Below are 18801 nucleotides of genomic sequence, written 5' to 3'. Positions count from 1 at the left end.
ATTTTGTTTCTATTATTTGTTAATTATAGTACATCTTTGAAAGATAGTCTATTTTTTTTCTTTAAAAAATAGTATAATAGTAGTCTGGATATTTGATTTATTCAAAGGAAAGGAACAATATATGAAAAGCCAAATACCGAGAAGGTTATTTGCTATTTGTTTTATCTTTCTAATCGTACTTTCAGGATGCTTGATGAATAATAATGTTTCTCAGAAGCCAGCATCAGAAAAAACAAAAACTGCTTCCCAGCAGGAAGAATTTGAAAATTATCTGATGAAAGTTTTCAGGGAAACAGTTACAGAAGATGGAATTAATCTTCATTATACTTTGAAAGAACCAGAAAAATACCAAATCAAAAACCAGAAAAGTACTCTTGGTATGATCAAAAAAGAGCAGATCATTAACGAAGAGAAAAATATGCAAAAAGAACTTAATATTATAAAAAAGTTTGAATACAAAAAACTTTCAAAGCAACAGCAGCATACATATGATGTTTTATCAGAATATTTTATAAATCAAAAAAATCTGTCAAAGTATTCTTATTATCAGGAAATATTAAGTCCTGTTTCAGGTGTACAGGTTCAGATTCCGGTAACTTTTGGTGAATACCGTTTGGAATCTGAAGAGGACATAGAATCGTATTTAAGGCTGATATCCCAGATTAGAGAATATTTCCGATCTGTTCTTTCTTATGAAAAAGAAAGAATTAAAAAGGGGCTTTTTATGTCAGATGAATCAGTGGATTTGATTGTCGGACAGATAGAAGAATTTACAAAAAGAAAAGAGAATAATATTTTAATTGAATCATTTCAAAGCAGACTGGATAATATTGAAGAATTAACAGAAAACCAGAAGAAAAAATATAAAAAAAGTAATAGAAATATTGTCATAAAGCAGATAATTCCAGCATATGAGATGCTTGCTGAGCAATTAAAGATATGGAAAAATAATGGGAAAAACAAAGGTGGTATGGCCTTTTTTCAATCAGGAAAGAATTATTATAGATTACTGGTAAAGAAAAAAACCGGATCATCAAAGTCAATTCCAGAAATGATATCATTGACAGAAAAAAATATAGAAGAATGTATTTTACAAACATCAGATCTTTGTAGAAAGTTTCCCGAAATCTATGAAGAATATAATAATTTAAATATTAAGCCATATACAGGATCCAATCCTGAAAATATCATAAATCAGCTGAAAAAAAAGACAAAGAAATATTATCCCAAAGCACCAAAGGTTAACTGTAAGATTAAGTATGTTCATTCATCTATGGAGGAAAGTGCAAGTCCGGCATTTTATATGATACCTTCGATAGATTCATATAAAGAAAATGTCATTTACATTAACCGGTCACAGGTAAAGGAGTATGTGCAGTTGTATTCCACACTTGCCCATGAAGGATACCCGGGACATATGTATCAGAATATTTATTATGCTTCAAAAAAAGATGATCCTGTCAGATATATTCTGGATTATCCAGGTTATACAGAAGGATGGGCCACTTATGTTGAAGGATGGAGTTATGGTACAATAGAGGCAGGGAAAAATAGTATTCCTCTTTCCAGGCTCAATGTAGCAGGAATGGAATTTAATCTTGCCTTATGTTCACGTATAGATATTGGGATTCATTATGAAGGATGGAGCCGACAGGAGACATTAAAATATCTTCAGACGTATGGAATCAGTAAAAACGCAGGAAATCATATATTTGCAATGATTGTATGCGAACCAGCAAATTATCTTTCTTACTATATTGGTTATAAAGAGTTTATGGAACTCAGGAGCTACTATAAAAAAAGAGCAGGTAAAAAATATAACTTAAAAACTTTTCACAAAATTATTTTAGATGCCGGACCATGCAGTTTTAACATTTTGAAGAAGCGCATCGACGAAAACCTATGAATGGAGGAGTAACTTTATGTCAACAAAAGCGTACTACACACATGATGAAATTGGAAAAGGGAAACCAGGTTTTTCAAAAACAAGATCAATTATTGAAGCTGCCTTTTATGGTAATAATGTAATTGAGGTAAAAGATTTAAAACAGGCTTATGAATTAGCCAAGAATTCTCCTGGAACAATCGTAACAGATATGCCTGTTTATAAACCAGAAGAAATCGGTTTGGAAGAAGGAACAAAAGTTTTATTATTTAATGATGGATCTGTTACAGGACGTTGTGCAGCAGCAAGAAGAATTTCCAGTGAACCTGGTGTTGATACCAATGATCTGGATTTAAAAGTAATGGATGCAGTATATGATACAAGATGGTCAACAATGTATCATGCACAGGTATTCATCGGGCTGGATCCTGAATTTATGGTAAAAGCTCATCTGCTGATTCCGGAAGGTGAAGAAAATATTTTATATTCATGGATGCTGAATTTCCAGTATCAGTCTGAGGAATATATTAAAATGTATAAAGAATCACAGCCTATTGGCAATGAAACAGATATTTATATTTTCTCTGATCCTCAATGGAGTCATGAAGAGCATCCATTAGGACTGACATACTTTAATACAGATACAAACTGTGCTGCTTTACTGGGAATGAAATATTTTGGAGAGCATAAAAAAGGTACTTTGACAATCGCATGGGCAATTGCAAATCGTAATGGATATGCATCCTGTCATGGAGGACAGAAAGAATTCCGTTTAAAAGACCGTCATTATGTTGCTTCTTTCTTTGGATTATCAGGATCAGGAAAATCCACATTAACACATGCAAAACATAATAATAAGTATCCGGAAGTAGTGGTACTGCATGATGATGCATTTATTATTAATACAGAAACAGGTTCTTCTATTGCTCTGGAACCAACATATTTTGATAAAACTGCAGATTATCCAACAGGTTGTCCAGATAATAAGTATCTTCTGACAGCTCAGAACTGTTCTGCAACAATGGATGAAGAAGGAAAAATCGTACTTGTAACAGAAGATATAAGAAATGGAAATGGCCGTGCGATTAAATCCAAATTATGGTCACCAAACCGTGTAGATAAAATCAAATCACCGGTAAATGCTATTTTCTGGATTATGAAAGATCCAACAATTCCACCTGTTGTTAAGGTAAATGGAGCATCCCTGGCATCTGTTATGGGAGCAACACTTGCAACAAAACGAAGCAGTGCAGAACGTCTGGCACCAGGAGTTGATCCGGATCGTCTGGTTGTAGAACCATATGCAAATCCATTCCGTACATATCCTCTGGTAAATGATTATAAAAAATTCCGTGATCTGGTAAAAGAAAGAAATGTAGATTGTTATATCTTAAATACCGGAGATTTTATGGGAAAGGATATCAAGCCAAATGTAACTCTTTCAGGAATTGAACAGATTGTTGAAGGAACAGCGGAATTTAAACCTTGGGGTCCTTTCAGTAACATGGAAATATTAGAAGTAGAAGGATATATTCCGGATTTTGAAGATGAGGATTATGTAAATAAACTGAAAGCAAGAATGACAGATCGTCTGAACTATGTATTTGAAAAAGATACAGAAGATGGAGGATATAATGCTCTTCCTACACAGGCTAAAGAGGCATTGGCAAAAGTTATCAGTGAAGCTCATAATCATGTAAAATAAAAAATATTAAAAAATAAGAGGCAAAGGAGGTGTCTTATGGATAAGGATCTTTTAAATGATATGGTAGTTGACTTATTTCATGGTATTTCATATGAAGAAGAAAAAGCTGTAATTACAGAAGAATTTAAAGATATTTCCAATAAAGATCTGCATATTATTGATGTAATTGGAATAAAGCAGCCAAAAAACATGTCTTCCATAGCAAAAGATTTAAATATTACTGTAGGAACACTGACTATTGCTATTAATAATCTTTTGAAAAAGGGTTATGTTAAAAGAAAGCGTGGAGAAAAGGATCGGAGAGTTGTATATATTTCCCTTTCAGAAAAAGGAAGAAGGGCCTATAAACATCATCAGGATTTTCATCGGGAAATGATAAGAGGCCTGCTGGAACCTTTAAATGAAGAGGAAGAAAAGATGCTGATACGGGTCATGCAGTATTTTCATGATTATTACAAGAAAAAAAAATAAGCAAAGAAGGTTTTTGAATTTTTCAAAAACCTTCTTTTATTTAGAAGAAATAAAAAGGGAGCATAAAAAAATAGAAACAGCAATTCCGGTGAATGTTGTAAAAAGAGCTCCTTTTAGTGTATAACGGATTTTACTGATTTTTATGGAGCTGTAATAAACAGATAAAACATAAAAACAGGTTTCTGTGGAGCTTAGAATAACGGAAGCCATAAAACCAGGTAAGGAATCGGGACCGCTGGTTTTAAATATATCCAGAAGAAAACCTGTGGCAGCAGAGGCTGAAAACAGTTTGGCAAATATAACAGGAAAAACTTCTTTTGGTATATTCAAAAGATTTCCCAGAGGACTTAGAAGACTGGTGAGGAGGTCTAAAGCACCTGAAGAGCGAAAAATCTGAATAGAAAAAAATAAAGCAATTAATGTTGGTGCTACATCAAGTACAATCTTAAAACCATCTTGAACTCCTTTTAAAAAAGAATCATACATGTTTTTTTTAGTAAATAATCCATATAAGATAATAGAAAAAATCAAAAAGGGAATCATTAAGTTTGCAATTGCTGAAATCATTGTTTTCTATCCTTCCATTTAATATAGATGATTGCAGATAAAGTTGAACAGCAGGTGGCAATAATACCGGGTACGATAACATCAGACGGATGAACAGCTCCATATTGACTTCGGTAAGCAATGATATTAATTGGGATCAGCTGCAGAGAAGAAATATTTAGAATAAGAAAAGAACACATTTCATTGGTAGCTGTATCTTTTATTGGATTATCCTTTTGAAGTTCTTCCATTGCTTTTAAGCCAGAAGGAGTTGAGGCCCATCCCAGGCCTAAAATATTGGCAGCAATATTAGTGCTAATATATTCTTTTGCTTTAGCATTTTTTAGATTTGGAAAAAGAAAGTTCAGAAAGGGTGTCAAAATCTGTTGTAGTTTATCTGTAAGGCCTAGGGATACAGCAACATTCATAATACCTGACCAGAGACCAACAATACCAAACATTAAAATGCATAATTCAATAGCCTCCTTTGAAGAAGATAGAATACTGTCAGACATTGTTAAGATTTTTCCATTAAAGCTTCCTACCATAAAACCAAGGATAATCAAAAAACTCCAAATATAATTGATCATAGAAGAATCCCACTTCTTTTTGTATAGTTTATTCTTAGATAAGAGAATTATGACTTTATTAGCAGAAATGAGATAAAAAAGAAAATTAAAAAAATTTAAAAAAACTATTGACATTTATTAAAAGTAATAGTAGAATATCAATTGTTGTCGGGTAAGACAAATAAATATGCGGGTGTAGTTCAATGGTAGAACTCCAGCCTTCCAAGCTGATCACGTGGGTTCGATTCCCATCACCCGCTTTGGATATGAAAGGGTATATTCTTAGAGAATATATCCTTTTTTCTTTTTATGAAAAAACTCTTTGTTCTAATATAATTCCTACTTCGCATGAAACGCTATTTTTGATATAATATGCCAAAGAGCAGAGTAAAAATAAGGAAGGAAAGAGCGAATTATGATTTTTGAGACACATGCTCATTATGACGATAAAAAATTCGATAAAGATAGAGAAAGTTTAATAGCTTCTATGAAAGAAAATGGAGTAGGAACTATTGTAAATGTTGGATCTGATATGGAAACTTCAGAATGGACGGCGAAGGCAGTAAAAAAATATCCTATGATGTATGGGGCTGTAGGTGTTCATCCAAGTGAAACAAAAGGAATGACAGATGATGATATACAAAAACTTAAAGAGTACAGCAGTCAGGAAAAGATCGTAGCTATTGGTGAAATCGGATTGGATTATTATTGGGATGAACCGGAAAGAGATATTCAGAAACAATGGTTTGAAGCACAGATGGATCTTGCCGGACAGGTAAATCTCCCGATGATCATTCACAGCAGAGATGCAGCAAAGGATACATTTGATATGATGAAAGCTGCTCATGCAGAAAATATAGGTGGAGTAATTCATTGTTATTCCTATTCCAGAGAAATGGCAAAGAATTTTTTAAATATGGGATTTTATATTGGAGTTGGCGGTGTAGTTACATTCAAGAATGCAAAGAATCTAAAAGAGACTGTTGTTTATGCACCTTTGGATCGTATTGTTTTAGAGACTGATTGCCCGTATCTGGCACCGGAGCCAAACAGAGGAAAGAGAAATTCTTCGTTGAACTTAATTTATGTGGCAGAAACCATTGCACAGTTAAAAGGTATTTCTGCACAAAAGGTAATTGATATTACCGAAGAGAATGCAAGAAGATTATATAAAATGAAAGAGGTTTAAATGGAAAAGTTAAGCAATCCCCAAAAAACAATAGAAGTCATTCAGAAATATAATTTTGATTTTCAGAAGAAATTTGGACAGAATTTTTTAATTGATAGTCGTGTATTAGATAAGATTATTGAAGCAGCCAATATTACAAAAGAAGATTTTGTATTGGAAATCGGACCTGGAATTGGAACAATGACACAGTATCTTGCAGAAAGTGCCAGAGAAGTTATGGCAGTAGAAATTGATAAGAACCTTATACCAATTCTTTCCGATACGTTATCTGCCTATGATAATATCAGTATTTTGAATGAAGATATTTTAAAGGTGGATATTGGGAAAATTGCAGAAGAAAAAAATCATGGAAAGCCTATTAAGGTTGTAGCGAATCTCCCATACTATATTACTACTCCGATTATTATGGGACTATTTGAGAGTCATGTGCCAATTGACAGTATTACTGTTATGGTACAGAAGGAAGTAGCAGACCGTATGCAGGCAGGACCTGGAACGAAAGATTATGGAGCTTTGTCATTGGCTGTTCAGTATTATGCAGAACCATATATTGTAGCAAATGTACCGCCAAATTGTTTTATGCCAAGACCAAAAGTCGGATCAGCAGTAATTCGTTTAACAAAATATAAAGAACCTCCGATGGACGTAACAAATGAAAAACTGTTATTTCAATTGATTCGGGCTTCTTTTAATCAGAGAAGAAAAACTCTTCAGAACGGAATTAAAAATTTCAGCGAGTTAAACTTCTCCAAAGAGCAGGTGATAGAAGCTCTGGAGAAAATGGGAGTTTCACCGACTATTCGTGGAGAAGCATTAACTCTGCAGCAATTTGCACAATTAAGTAATTTATTAGACGGGTAAAATAAAATAACCAAAATTACCGGTTTTATGTTTTTTTGGTGGAACAGTAATAAAATTCTGAAATCCAAATAACTTTGAAATAAAAGATTTCTCATTATCGAAAATACCAGGAACGCCTAAGTAGCGCCGTTTATGTTCGGAATTCCAAGCCAGACATAAGTGGCCGAAATTACCATAATTAAGCAGTAGAAAACCATTGGTTTTAATATCTTTTGGCAGATCAGGAATTTTTGGCAGATCCTCTATCTGGATTTTGATGCTAGGAGAAAGGCAATAAATATCAGGAAGAGGCAGGGTGGGATACTCCTTCCAGTCAAAGTCAGGATTTTCATAAGAAGTTTCCTGTTCTTTGGCTTCTTTTTCAAGTTGAAGTGCCTCGATATATTCCACCAGTTTTGAAGTGGCATTATTAGGCACAGTTTGTTTTATTTCAGGATTTTTGGTTTCTGGAATGATGGTTTTATTTTTTTGTGTATCAGGATTTTTTATTTTAGGTTCTTCTGTGGCAGAATTTGTTTCTGGAGGATTCGTTTCCACAGGAGTTGTTTCTGCAGGTACTGCTTTTTCAGTTTTTATTTCTTCAGGTTCTGGGGTGGAAACAGATTCTTCAGGCGATGATTGTTTCAGTGGAAGAAAATTTCGGATGATAATAGGACGATCTTTCCATTCAGAACCAAAAAAGTGTTCATTGGAATGATAAATAAGAAATCCATCTATTTTATCAAGATCTACCACTAAAGGATATGTGTTTTTAAATTCCACAATGGTATCGTTACGTTTTATGGTATCCAAAAGGATTCCTTCCATCGTTCCCTGATGGAAACGGTAAAAATAGATGTTATATTCCAGTGCTTTGTCATTTGTTTTTACATGGAAATATAATTTTAGTTGTTTCTGTCGCTTCTCAATTTTTGCAAAGCCGACATTTGAGCCTTTGATTCCATGATGATATTCATACAAATAAGATACGATACGTTGATAATCAGACAATGAAGTACTCTCTTTTTTTGATTCATTTTATGAGTGTAATAATTGGAATATGACATGAGTATAGAATATATTATATCAGATGAGGGATGACTCCCGCCTCTGTAGGCAGTGAGCAACAATTATGTATCAGTGGCGGGTTTCAATCCCCCATCCGATATACGCTCCGCGAGGATGCGCAGGAATTCGGATTGGAAGTATGTCTGCTATGCAGACCCGAATTCCGCGCCAAGACTCGCGAGCGAGTCTTGAATAGAGGGAGGGACGTATGACTCAGCAGGAAAAATATATGAAAGAAGCAATCAAACAGGCGAAAAAGGCAGCAGCAATTGGAGATGTTCCTATCGGGTGTGTGATCGTAGCAGATGATAAGATTATTGCAAGGGCCTATAATCAGAGAAATAAAAAGAAAACAACTTTGGCACATGCAGAACTTCTGGCAATTCAGAAAGCAAGTAAAAAAACAGGAGACTGGAGACTGGAGCAGTGTACTATGTATATAACATTGGAACCTTGTCAGATGTGTGCAGGGGCAATCGTACAGGCAAGAATTCCTAAAGTAGTTATTGGTGCAATGAATCCAAAAGCAGGATGTGCGGGATCGGTTTTAAATATTCTTCAGGTGGATGCTTTTAATCACCAGGTTGAAATTGAAAAAGGAATATTGGAAGAGGAATGCAGCAACATGATGACAGATTTTTTCAGGAATTTAAGGAAGAAAAAAAGGAGTGAATGAAAATGTATAAAAAAGTTTCTGTTATGTTGATAAATTTTATTCTTATATTATCTTTTCATGCAATCAATGTATTTGCAGATGAAAATGGGACAGGGTACTTTCCTATAGATGTAGAAATAGAGTCTCCCCAATTGTCAAAACAACAGCAAAAGGATATGAAAAATAGCAGAGCTTCAGCTTCATATTATAATTCAATGGACAAGGGAATTGTGACACCGGTTAGAAATCAGGGAAATACAGGTTTATGCTGGGCATTTTCATTAAGTGCATTAGGGGAAACTTCTATGCTCCAAAATCATAAAACTCAAAAAAATAATACTTCCCTGGATTTGTCCGAGAAGCATTTGGCATTTTTTATATATAATAGAACAAATGATACGTTAAATAATACAAAGGGAGATATGACAAAATTAAAATCTGGTGATTGGAAACAGGTTGGTGGAAATGGAATATTAGGCTTATTATCATTATCCGGATGGCAGGGATTAGCCAGTGAGAGTATTTCTCCGTTTAATAATGGATCATGGTTTTTACCTTCTTCTTTAATACAGAAAGATGAAGCGATTTTAAAAGACAGTAACTTTTTGGGGAATACGCCAAGCGTAATGCTGGTTAAATCCCAAATAGAAAAATATGGAGCTGTAGGAGTATCATATTACGCACCTGAATCTTTAACTGATCAGGATATATTTTATAACGATAAAACAGGAGCATATTATTGTAATGATACTTATGATGAGAGTAACAAAAAGGCAAGGACAGCTAACCATGCGGTTACGATTGTTGGATGGGATGATAATTACGATATTTCCAATTTCAATGAAAAGGCAAGACCAAATAACAAAGGAGCCTGGATCATAAAAAATAGCTGGGGACAGCAAGAAGGAGACAATGGTTATCTTTATATTTCATACGAAGATAAATCATTAGAAGAATATATTTCAGCTGATTTTACCAATACATCAGAATATCATTATAATTATTTTTATGATGGATCGACTTGTCCTGGTGCATTAGATTTGTATTCAGGAGAAAAAGTTGCAAATATTTTTACGGCAAAAAAAGGAAGTGGAAGTCGCAAAGAAATCGTAAAAGCAGTTAATTTAACCACATTTTCTAATAACGTTGCATATCGGATCCAGATTTTTAGGAATCCTTCCGGCAATAAGCCAGATAGTGGGCAAGAAGTATCAAGAAAAGATGGTAAGATTTCCTATCAGGGAACTCATACCATAGATGTACCTAAGGTTGAAATGATAAGAGGAGATCGGTTTTCTGTTGTAATAACTTTAAAAACATATAGTCGAATTGGAGTTGATATAAACTATGATAATAGCAATAGTATAATAAAATTTGTAAATAAAACTGCCAAGGGACAGAGTTTTATTAATGTGAATGATCATTGGATAGATCTGCATGAAGATTATGCCCCTAATAGCAGAGCTTCTGTAAGAATCAAAGCATATACAGTTGGGGAACCTACATCACAGGTGCATTTAAGATATTGCAGGACTTCTTCTGTTAAGAGAATTTATACAGGAAAAACACAGAAGCCAAATATCAAATTGTACTACAATGGGAAAGCTTTAAAGAAAAACAAAGACTATACAGTTTCTGTAAAGAAGCGTAAAAGTATGGGACGATCTTATGTCATTTTTAAAGGAAAAGGAAAATATAGAGGAACCAGAAAAGTTTACTATTATATTGTTCCTAAAAAAGAAAGCATTACATCCGCAAAAAGCAGAAGTAAAAAAACAATTACTGTAAGCTTCAAAAGAATCAGTGGTGTCAGCGGATACCAGATTTCCTACAAGAAAAAAGGAACATCAAAATATAAGAATTTGTATACAAAGTCAACAACAAAAACAATTAAAAAATTGTCAAATAAGAAAAAGTATTATATTAAGGTAAGAGCATATAAAACATCTGATGGAAAAAGATATTACGGATCTTACAGCAAAACAAAAACTGTAAAAGTAAAATAAATCCATCTATTGACCAAAAGGAATCTATCTAGTATAATGGAGTCTGCATCTGAAATGATGCACCAGATTATGTCATAAAGCTTCCGTGCAACCGGGGAGGTAGCGGCACCCTATTTCTGCAATCCGCTATAGCAGAGGTGATGGTTTGTTTCGGGCTTCTTTCTGTAGAGCTGCCCTTTATAAGTGGCGTTGATATCTGGGTCTTACGCAATAGGAATCTGTGAACCGTGTCAGGTCGGGAACGAAGCAGCACTAAGCAGAACCTCCTATGTGCCGTAAGGGTGCCTGGGTTGAGTTAACTGTAGAGGTAACGTCTGTGGAATTAGGCACAACGCAAACCGCACGGATTTTTTTATTTCATGGAAATTCTTAAAAATTTGTGTATAAAATTGAATACATCCTCACAGAGTGATAAAATAATAACATCAGGATGAAATACCTTGTGTATTATTTTTAAAAATAACGGTGAGGAGTGATCATAATGAGAGAATTGGAATTACCTGATGTAAAGGATGTATTGATAGAATATAAGCAGATGCAGCTTTTATATCGTTCGGCATTGAAAGAAATTGGTACAAAACTGGAAATTTTAAATGATGAATTTAAGTTTGTACATAAATATAATCCGATTGAACATATTGAGTCAAGACTAAAAAGTGAAGAAAGCATTATGCGAAAGCTTTTGCGAAAGGGAGTCGATGTAACTGTAGAGAATATACAGAAATATATCGATGATATTGCTGGAATCAGGGTTATTTGTTCGTTTACACCAGATATTTATCGTATTGTTGATATGATTTCCAATCAGGATGATATTGAGGTGTTAAAGACAAAGGATTATATGGTTAATCCAAAACCAAATGGATATCGAAGCTATCATTTGATAGTTAAAGTACCGATTTTTTTGTCAGATAGAGTTGTACCAACAAAGGTAGAAATACAGATTCGCACAGTAGCTATGGATTTCTGGGCATCATTGGAGCATAAGATTTATTATAAATACGAAGGAAATGCCCCGGATTATATCCGCACAGAGTTAAAAGAATGTGCAGACATGATTGCATTTCTGGATAGCAAGATGCTGGCAATCAATGAAGAAGTAAGAAGTATTAAAAAAGAAGACTTATGATTTTGAAAAAGAATCTTCCATGAGGAGGATTCTTTTTTCTTTCATGAGGAAAGAATTTGTTATAGAAAATAAAATTCACCTTTTTATTATTAAGGCATAGGATATTATCAATAGAGGAAAAGGAGTCTCACAATGATTCCAATAGAAGGATTAGGAGATTTACCTAGATTTGATATGGATGAAATGCCAGGAAAAATGGAAATTCTTCAGGAGGAACAGGATGAAAAGGATTATCAGTATATTACAAAAATGTACTCTGCACTTTCCAGGGAAATCCTGGAATTTATTGAAGATGCCTGTGACCAGCTGGAGTATGAAGGCAGTATGATGTTTGATCAATATATGGATAGAGTTGGTGTAATGGCAATGGCGGATAAGATTTATGATAAAATAAAATATCATGAAAAAGAAGACGGTCCTAAAAGAGATCGCATGCTATATCAGATGATATTGGCTCTTCTTGGAGGAGAGATGTGTCATAGGCGTTGCAGATACAGAATGAAAAAAAGAATGTTTTCATAGGGGATGTGCCGTTTGAATTCAGACGGCACATCTTAAAGATTCCTTAAAATGGTTGTATAAACAGCAGAAAACGGATAAAATGAACCATAGAAGGTGTACAAAAAGGAGAAACAAATGAGGCATACAAAAGCAATACAAATAATAATTTTTGGTTTCATATTTATCATATCATTGATTCTGTGGAATTATATGCTTGTTGGGCGTTATAATCATGGCGTTCGGGAGACAACGCAGGCAACTTTACCGCTGCTGGTTCTGATTTCAGATGAGCAGGAAATCAATCAGCTGCATGGATATCAGGGAGATGTAGATGCTTCCATGCTTCGTGACAGTACAACCCCTCTGGATAAAAATTCTCTGAAAGTTTCTATAAGCGGCAATAAAGAAGGAATTGAAGCAGTAACATACAAAATTTATGATTCTGACAATAAAACTATTTTGGATCGAGGAGATGCAGCATTTCAGAAAGAAGGAGACCAGAGTCTGGCAGATATTAATATATCAAAGAGACTGGAATCTGGAAGAACGTATCTGATGGAATTGTCTGTTACAAAAGATAATAAAGATGTTAAATACTATACCAGAGTTGTTTATGGAACAGGATTTCATTTAAAAGAGTGTATGGAATTTGCCATGAAGTTCCATGATTCAACTTTGAAGGAAGGTAATACAGAGTTTATCAGTCAATATCTGGAGACAGAAGAAGGTACAATATCCAATAATTTGTCATATGTAGATTTAAAATCAAGTCAGGAGGCTATTTGTTATGCAAATCTTTCACCACAGGTTGAAAGAATGTATCCGGCAACCATTAAAGAAATTTCTCAGAATGTTACCTCTATGGAATTTCGGTATATTTTATCTGCAGAAAATAGTGAAGGCGTAAAACAATACTATCAGGCAAATGAATACTTCAGGGTTCGTTATTCAAAAGATAGAATGTATCTTTTGAATTATGAAAGAAAATTAGAAAGTTATATGCGCTATGATACCATTGATCGTGTGAATAATCGTATTCTTATCGGAATTGGCGGAAGTGATAAACAGCTGATCAGTAAGGATAACGGAAAGAAAGCTGCTTTTGTGGTTCAGAATGAATTATGGTACTATGATTATCAGAATTCGGACATGTATAAGGTATTTTCATTTATGGGGGAAGATTACAGAGAAAGCAGAAATAATTATCCAAAACATGGAATCCAGATTATGCAGATGAAGTCCAATGGTGATATTTCTTTCCTGGTGTATGGATATATGAACCGAGGAAAGCATGAAGGTAAAAATGGAATATCAGTATATCGCTTCTATGCTGAAGAACAGAAGATTGAAGAACTGGCATTTATTCCAGTAAAAGTCCAGTATGACACAATGAAAAATGATCTGGAAAAAGGAGCATTTTTAAGTAAGAATAATCAGTTCTATTTTTATCTGGACAGTTCTATTTATCATGTGGATCTTGATAAAGAACAGAGCAGTATCCTTGCGCAAAATATAACAGATGATTTGGCAGTAGTATCAGAAAATGGAATGCTGGCACTGAATCAGTCTAAAAACAAAATTAAAGTGGTAAATCTATCATCTGGTAAAGAATGGATCATTTCAGGTGAAAAAGGACAGCTTTTAAAACCAATTGGATTTATTCAGAAGGATTTTGTTTATGGAACATGTGACGAAGATCAGATTGTCCGCCAAAAAGATGGAACTTATATGTATCCTCTTAATAAGGTTTTTATTAGAAGTGATAATAAAAATGTAAATGAATATGGAAAAACTGGATTATATATTACGGATGCCAAAATAGACGGGACAACGGTTGTTCTTACCTATTCCAAAAAGAATGGAAACAGTTATAAAAAGACAGATAGCAGCTATATCAGATTCAAAAATAAGACAGAGGATAAAGTTGTCTTTGAATATGGATATACAGGCACAAGATTTAACCAATTGTATCTTTCATTCCCGGAAAATATATATATACAGACACGACCAAGTTATTTGTCTACGAATGTTGAAGAAAAAAATGATGAACTGAAGATTGATTTTGCAAATAATGTATACAAGTATAAAGATGCATATGTTTATACGGGAGGAAAACTTTCAGGAACATACAGCAGTATGAAAGATGCAATTAAAGAAGCAAAACAGGGAGGTGGAGTTGTAGTAAATTATGGTCAGTTATATCTGTGGGAAAAAGGAATTGCGAAGAGTTATGGAAAGGTTGCAAATATTTCCATAACAAAGGCTAAAAACAAGAGTGAGACAGATGTGGCATGCATTAAGATGATGGTAGATTCTGAAGGCAAGGATTTGTCATATGACAAGATTAAGAAACTGAAAGGAAATACTTTTGATAAATTGTTTAATGCATTTGATAAACAGGGAGTCAATTATTCGGATTGTAACCTTGAGGATGTATTGTATTCTATCAGTAAAGGCAGATCTGTAATGGCAAGAAGAAAGAATGGCACATATGTATTACTCATCAGTTATAACCAGACAAAACTTCGATATTTCGATTCTTTAACAGGAGAATCTGTCCAGGCAGAAAGAAGTGCAATGGAAAAAGAGTTTAAGGCAGCTGGAAATATTTTTTACAGTTATGCTAAGTAAAACGAACTATGTCGAAGTAAAAATTTGGGCAAGCTTATATTTTATGATATAATAGGCACAAAGTGTAATTTTTATGATTGCATTTGAGATATGTAAAGAAAAGCAAGCGAAAGGTGAAAGGAATATGGCTGAAGAAACAAAGGAAACAAAAAAGGTTATTCCCGGCAAAGAGAAAAAAGTTAAAAAGAAGAAGAAAAAAAGAAAAATTCTTTTGAAAATTTCTATTGTCTTTTTGTTTTTAGTAGTAATAGGCTGGTTTACTTTTGGAATGAAAGTTTTAAAGCTTCGTAGTGAAGCTAAACAACTTGTTGCAGATGCCACCGAAGAAACTTTCAAGGCGTCGCAGACAAGTATTGTTTACGATACCAATGGAAAACAGTTAACAAAATTTCGGGGAGAGAAGGATGCATATTATCTGAAGTATAAAGATCTTCCGGTATATGCAGTTGCTTCTATGATTTCAGTTGAGGACAGAAATTTTTATAAGCATAGCGGAGTAGATTATAAGGGTATTTTAAGAGCGGCAGTATCATTCGTTGCAAAGAAAGGAACTGTAACGCAGGGAGGAAGTACCATTACTCAGCAGCTTGCCAGAACAGTATTTCTAAATCGTGAGATTTCCTGGCAGCGAAAAGTTAAAGAAATGTTTGTAGCAGTGGAATTGGAAAAAAAATATACGAAAGATCAGATTATAGAGTTTTATCTTAACAACGTATATTTTGCCAATGGGTATTATGGAATTCAGGCAGCAAGTAAAGGATATTTTAATAAAGATGCCAAAGATCTGACTATGTCTGAGGCTGCATTCCTGTGTGCGATTCCTAATGCACCAACTATGTATGATCCTTTGCTCCATAAAGAAAAGACCATGACCAGACGAAATAAGATTCTGAAAGATATGTATGGACAGAAGCTCATCCGAAAGGATCAGTATGATGAGGCCATGGCAGAAGAAGTTGTTATAAAACAAGCCAAAAAAACCGAGAAAAAGAATTATATTGAAACATATGTCATTCATTGTGCAACCAAAGAGATTATGAAACAAAAAGGGTTTGAGTTTAAAAGTACTTTTGATTCAGATTCTGAAAAGGATAAGTACCAGGATGATTATGAAAAGATGTATGCTGAATGTAAGCGTACACTTTATAGCGCAGGTTACCATATTTATACTTCTATTGATCCGGATGTGCAAGATCAGCTTCAAAAAAGCGTGGACAATGCTTTAAGCGGATATACAGAAAAAGATAAAAATGGAATCTATAAAGCTCAGGCTTCAGGAACATGTATTGATAATGATACAGGTAAAGTTGTGGCTATTGTTGGTGGAAGACACCAGAAAAATATCGGATATACTTTGAACAGAGCATACCAGAGTCCAAGACAGCCAGGAAGTTCCATTAAACCGCTGCTTGTATTTGCACCGGCACTGGAAAGAGGATGGACACCGGGGTCCATTGTTAATGATAATCCGATGAAGACTACAGACGAGCACAGAGTCAGAAACTCAGGAGGTTCTTATTCTGGACAGATTACATTAAGAAGAGCTGTTCAGAAATCAAGTAACGTAGTTTCCATGAGATTGTATGAACAGATTGGACCAAAAACAGCATTGCGTTATCTGGAAAAAATGAATTTTAAATATCTGACAGAGGAAGATTATAAATACTATACAACTTGTATTGGTGGTTTTACAAAAGGAACGACTTCTGAAGAAATGGCTGCAGGTTATGCAACATTACAAAATGATGGAGTATATCGTGAGCCAACATGTATTACTAAAATTACTACGTCTGACGGAGAAGAAGTTATGTCTTCATCTGGAAAGAAAAAGACGGTATATTCAAGTACAGCTGCAAGTTATATGACAGATGTATTGCAGAGTGTTGTAAAATCAGGTACTGGTGTAGGTGCTAAAGTGCCAAATGTTGATACTGCAGGTAAAACAGGTACAACAACAAGCAATCGTGATGGATGGTTTTGTGGTTACACACCATATTATACGACTGCTATTTGGGTAGGTCGTGATGATAATAAGATTATGCCAGCTTTAAGTGGAGGTTCTTATCCAAAATCTATCTGGAGTAATTTTATGAATGCTATTCATTCTGAGTTCTCAACAGAGAAACGTCTGGAAGGATATAATTCTGTGGATGAACAGCCGGCATCAACAGCTAAAACAAATGGAACAACAGCTGCTTCCACGGCCAGAAGTGAAACAACTACGCAGGCAACTCAGGAACAGTCAACAGAAGCGCCAACAACAGCTGCTTCCACAGCGGCATCAACAACAGCTGCTCAGTCAACGGAGCAGCAGGAATAAAGACTGTAATATAAAAAAACAGGCTCATTAAAATGAGTCTGTTTTTTATTTCATTAGAAAAAACTTGTCCGCTTGATTCTATTATTAAAAGAATCAAGCGGACAAAATATAATTAATGTTTAAATAAATATTCTTTGATACGTTCTGTTGGATCAAGAAGACTGCTAATAGATGCTCCATGATTTAATGTATCAATTAAAAGAGCAACATACTTGCTTACATCAGCAGATGCATACCAGTCTCTGCTTAATAATTCAGGGGTCTGATAAGTTAAGTTTGTTGTAATAACTTTTTCGATAATACCGTCTTCAATTGCCTGATCAAAAACAGAAAGTCCATTTGTAAAGAGACCAAAAGTTGATAAACAGAAAACACGTCTTGCATGTCTGCGTTTCAGTTCTTTGGCTACATCAATCATGCTTTCTCCAGAAGAAATCATGTCGTCAATAACGACAGCATCTTTTCCGTCTAAAGAATCACCTAAAAATTCATGCGCTACAATAGGATTACGTCCATTTACAATTGTTGAATAGTCACGGCGTTTGTAGAACATCCCTACATCAACACCGATAACGTTTGCCAGATAAATTGCTCTCTGCATAGCTCCCTCATCAGGGCTGATAATCATCAGCTGATCTTTATCGAAGCATACATCATCACATTGCTCTGCCAGAGATTTTACAAACTGGTAAGTTGGTTTTACATTATCAAAGCCTGAAATAGGAATTGCATTCTGTACACGTGGATCATGAGCGTCAAATGTAATGATATTATCAACTCCTAAAGCAACCAGTTCCTGAAGCATATATGCACAGTCGAGAGATTCTCTGGTACTTCTTTTGTGCTGACGACCTTCATATAAGAAAGGCATAATAACATTGACACTTTTAGCTTTTGCAGCAGCAGCACTGATAATACGTTTTAAATCAGAATAATGATCATCTGGAGACATATGGTTTGTATGTCCGCTTAATGAATATGTGATACTGTAATTTAATACGTCTACAATAATGTAGAGATCCATGCCTCGAACAGATTCGTGAATCAGTCCTTTAGCTTCCCCGGATCCAAATCTTGGACATGATGTTTCCAGAAGGTAGGTGTCTCTTAAATAACCATCACAGGCAACAGAATCTTTAAAAGTATCGTTTGTTTCTGTACGCCATTTGATGATGTAGTTGTCTATTGCTTTTCCAAGGGCTTCACATCCTTCAAGAGCAATAATTCCTAATTTTCCATCAGGAATCTTAGTAAAGTTGCGATCAGATCTTCTCATGATAAATCTC

At 34.5% G+C, this 18801-nt stretch carries 15 protein-coding genes, 1 tRNA gene and 1 other RNA gene; 13 read left to right on the top strand and 4 right to left on the bottom strand.

Features of this window, described 5'->3' with window-relative positions; all coding sequences use genetic code 11:
* Window positions 1-193 precede the first annotated feature (193 nt).
* The 3 genes from BHF70_RS07775 to BHF70_RS07765 are packed head-to-tail and all read left to right on the top strand — an operon-like array spanning window position 194 to window position 4061.
* Window positions 194-1906: a DUF885 domain-containing protein gene (locus tag BHF70_RS07775; RefSeq protein WP_158024883.1), complete on the top strand. Its 1713-nt coding sequence runs from the start codon at window positions 194-196 to the stop codon at window positions 1904-1906.
* Window positions 1907-1922: 16 nt separating this feature from the next.
* Window positions 1923-3590 (top strand): phosphoenolpyruvate carboxykinase (ATP), encoded by a 1668-nt coding sequence (locus tag BHF70_RS07770; RefSeq protein WP_075759702.1) that lies wholly within the window; start codon window positions 1923-1925, stop codon window positions 3588-3590.
* Between the two features lie 36 nt (window positions 3591-3626).
* The gene (locus BHF70_RS07765; RefSeq protein ID WP_075759701.1) at window positions 3627-4061 is read left to right on the top strand and encodes a MarR family winged helix-turn-helix transcriptional regulator; all 435 of its coding nucleotides are present in this window, start codon (window positions 3627-3629) and stop codon (window positions 4059-4061) included.
* A gap of 36 nt (window positions 4062-4097) precedes the next feature.
* On the opposite strand, the gene BHF70_RS07760 is transcribed toward BHF70_RS07765, so the two are convergent.
* Together BHF70_RS07760 and BHF70_RS07755 are read right to left on the bottom strand one after the other, a co-directional pair.
* Window positions 4098-4628 carry a spore maturation protein gene (locus tag BHF70_RS07760; RefSeq protein WP_075759700.1) on the bottom strand — a complete coding sequence of 177 codons (531 nt, stop codon included), beginning with the start codon at window positions 4626-4628 and terminating at the stop codon, window positions 4098-4100.
* Window positions 4625-5197, bottom strand: a complete 573-nt coding sequence (locus BHF70_RS07755) for a hypothetical protein (protein ID WP_075759699.1) — start codon at window positions 5195-5197, stop codon at window positions 4625-4627. The genes BHF70_RS07760 and BHF70_RS07755 overlap by 4 nt, the downstream gene beginning before the upstream one ends.
* Before the next feature lie 168 nt (window positions 5198-5365).
* Here BHF70_RS07755 and BHF70_RS07750 point away from each other — a divergent pair.
* The 3 genes from BHF70_RS07750 to rsmA all read left to right on the top strand — a co-directional run bounded on the left by BHF70_RS07750 (window position 5366) and on the right by rsmA (window position 7226).
* Window positions 5366-5436 (top strand) — tRNA-Gly (locus BHF70_RS07750).
* A 155-nt stretch (window positions 5437-5591) separates the two neighbouring features.
* A complete protein-coding gene (locus BHF70_RS07745) occupies window positions 5592-6365 on the top strand; it encodes a TatD family hydrolase (protein WP_075759698.1) in 774 nt (257 codons plus the stop codon).
* Window positions 6366-7226, top strand: a complete 861-nt coding sequence (rsmA, locus tag BHF70_RS07740) for a 16S rRNA (adenine(1518)-N(6)/adenine(1519)-N(6))-dimethyltransferase RsmA (protein ID WP_075759697.1) — start codon at window positions 6366-6368, stop codon at window positions 7224-7226.
* Here the strand turns inward: rsmA and BHF70_RS07735 are convergent.
* Complete coding sequence (locus tag BHF70_RS07735; protein ID WP_242946348.1) at window positions 7215-8018, bottom strand: DUF6128 domain-containing protein; 804 nt, start codon at window positions 8016-8018, stop codon at window positions 7215-7217. The genes rsmA and BHF70_RS07735 overlap by 12 nt on opposite strands.
* 463 nt (window positions 8019-8481) lie before the next feature.
* Here BHF70_RS07735 and tadA point away from each other — a divergent pair, with 463 nt between their 5' ends.
* From tadA to BHF70_RS07700, 7 genes are all read left to right on the top strand, one after another.
* Entirely contained in the window at window positions 8482-8949 is a 468-nt protein-coding gene (tadA, locus tag BHF70_RS07730; protein ID WP_075759695.1) for a tRNA adenosine(34) deaminase TadA, read from the top strand.
* A 2-nt stretch (window positions 8950-8951) separates the two neighbouring features.
* Complete coding sequence (locus BHF70_RS07725; protein ID WP_075759694.1) at window positions 8952-10934, top strand: C1 family peptidase; 1983 nt, start codon at window positions 8952-8954, stop codon at window positions 10932-10934.
* Between the two features lie 83 nt (window positions 10935-11017).
* Window positions 11018-11280, top strand: an RNA gene (ffs, locus tag BHF70_RS07720) — signal recognition particle sRNA large type.
* 135 nt (window positions 11281-11415) lie between these two features.
* Window positions 11416-12063 (top strand): GTP pyrophosphokinase, encoded by a 648-nt coding sequence (locus BHF70_RS07715; RefSeq protein ID WP_075759693.1) that lies wholly within the window; start codon window positions 11416-11418, stop codon window positions 12061-12063.
* 132 nt (window positions 12064-12195) lie between these two features.
* Window positions 12196-12585 (top strand): hypothetical protein, encoded by a 390-nt coding sequence (locus tag BHF70_RS07710; protein WP_075759692.1) that lies wholly within the window; start codon window positions 12196-12198, stop codon window positions 12583-12585.
* Window positions 12586-12699: 114 nt separating this feature from the next.
* A complete protein-coding gene (locus BHF70_RS07705) occupies window positions 12700-15195 on the top strand; it encodes a hypothetical protein (protein WP_075759691.1) in 2496 nt (831 codons plus the stop codon).
* 124 nt (window positions 15196-15319) lie between these two features.
* Complete coding sequence (locus BHF70_RS07700; protein WP_075760561.1) at window positions 15320-17515, top strand: transglycosylase domain-containing protein; 2196 nt, start codon at window positions 15320-15322, stop codon at window positions 17513-17515.
* A 112-nt stretch (window positions 17516-17627) separates the two neighbouring features.
* Here BHF70_RS07700 and BHF70_RS07695 read toward each other — a convergent pair whose 3' ends face one another.
* Complete coding sequence (locus BHF70_RS07695; protein ID WP_083638370.1) at window positions 17628-18791, bottom strand: ribose-phosphate pyrophosphokinase; 1164 nt, start codon at window positions 18789-18791, stop codon at window positions 17628-17630.
* Window positions 18792-18801: the final 10 nt, after the last annotated feature.

It is taken from the genome of Anaerostipes sp. 494a (genome assembly GCF_001940315.1).
GTDB classification, from domain to species: domain Bacteria; phylum Bacillota; class Clostridia; order Lachnospirales; family Lachnospiraceae; genus Anaerostipes; species Anaerostipes faecalis.
Note: the sequence above shows the minus strand (reverse complement) of the source record. Positions and strands in the feature narration are given on the sequence as shown.

Coding starts and splice junctions, on each gene's coding strand:
- BHF70_RS07775 (WP_158024883.1), top strand. CDS start 194: ATGAATAATAATGTTTCTCAGAAGCCAGCATCAGAAAAAACAAAAACT.
- BHF70_RS07770 (WP_075759702.1), top strand. CDS start 1,923: ATGTCAACAAAAGCGTACTACACACATGATGAAATTGGAAAAGGGAAA.
- BHF70_RS07765 (WP_075759701.1), top strand. CDS start 3,627: ATGGATAAGGATCTTTTAAATGATATGGTAGTTGACTTATTTCATGGT.
- BHF70_RS07760 (WP_075759700.1), bottom strand. CDS start 4,628: ATGATTTCAGCAATTGCAAACTTAATGATTCCCTTTTTGATTTTTTCT.
- BHF70_RS07755 (WP_075759699.1), bottom strand. CDS start 5,197: ATGATCAATTATATTTGGAGTTTTTTGATTATCCTTGGTTTTATGGTA.
- BHF70_RS07745 (WP_075759698.1), top strand. CDS start 5,592: ATGATTTTTGAGACACATGCTCATTATGACGATAAAAAATTCGATAAA.
- rsmA (WP_075759697.1), top strand. CDS start 6,366: ATGGAAAAGTTAAGCAATCCCCAAAAAACAATAGAAGTCATTCAGAAA.
- tadA (WP_075759695.1), top strand. CDS start 8,482: ATGACTCAGCAGGAAAAATATATGAAAGAAGCAATCAAACAGGCGAAA.
- BHF70_RS07725 (WP_075759694.1), top strand. CDS start 8,952: ATGTATAAAAAAGTTTCTGTTATGTTGATAAATTTTATTCTTATATTA.
- BHF70_RS07715 (WP_075759693.1), top strand. CDS start 11,416: ATGAGAGAATTGGAATTACCTGATGTAAAGGATGTATTGATAGAATAT.
- BHF70_RS07710 (WP_075759692.1), top strand. CDS start 12,196: ATGATTCCAATAGAAGGATTAGGAGATTTACCTAGATTTGATATGGAT.
- BHF70_RS07705 (WP_075759691.1), top strand. CDS start 12,700: ATGAGGCATACAAAAGCAATACAAATAATAATTTTTGGTTTCATATTT.
- BHF70_RS07700 (WP_075760561.1), top strand. CDS start 15,320: ATGGCTGAAGAAACAAAGGAAACAAAAAAGGTTATTCCCGGCAAAGAG.
- BHF70_RS07695 (WP_083638370.1), bottom strand. CDS start 18,791: ATGAGAAGATCTGATCGCAACTTTACTAAGATTCCTGATGGAAAATTA.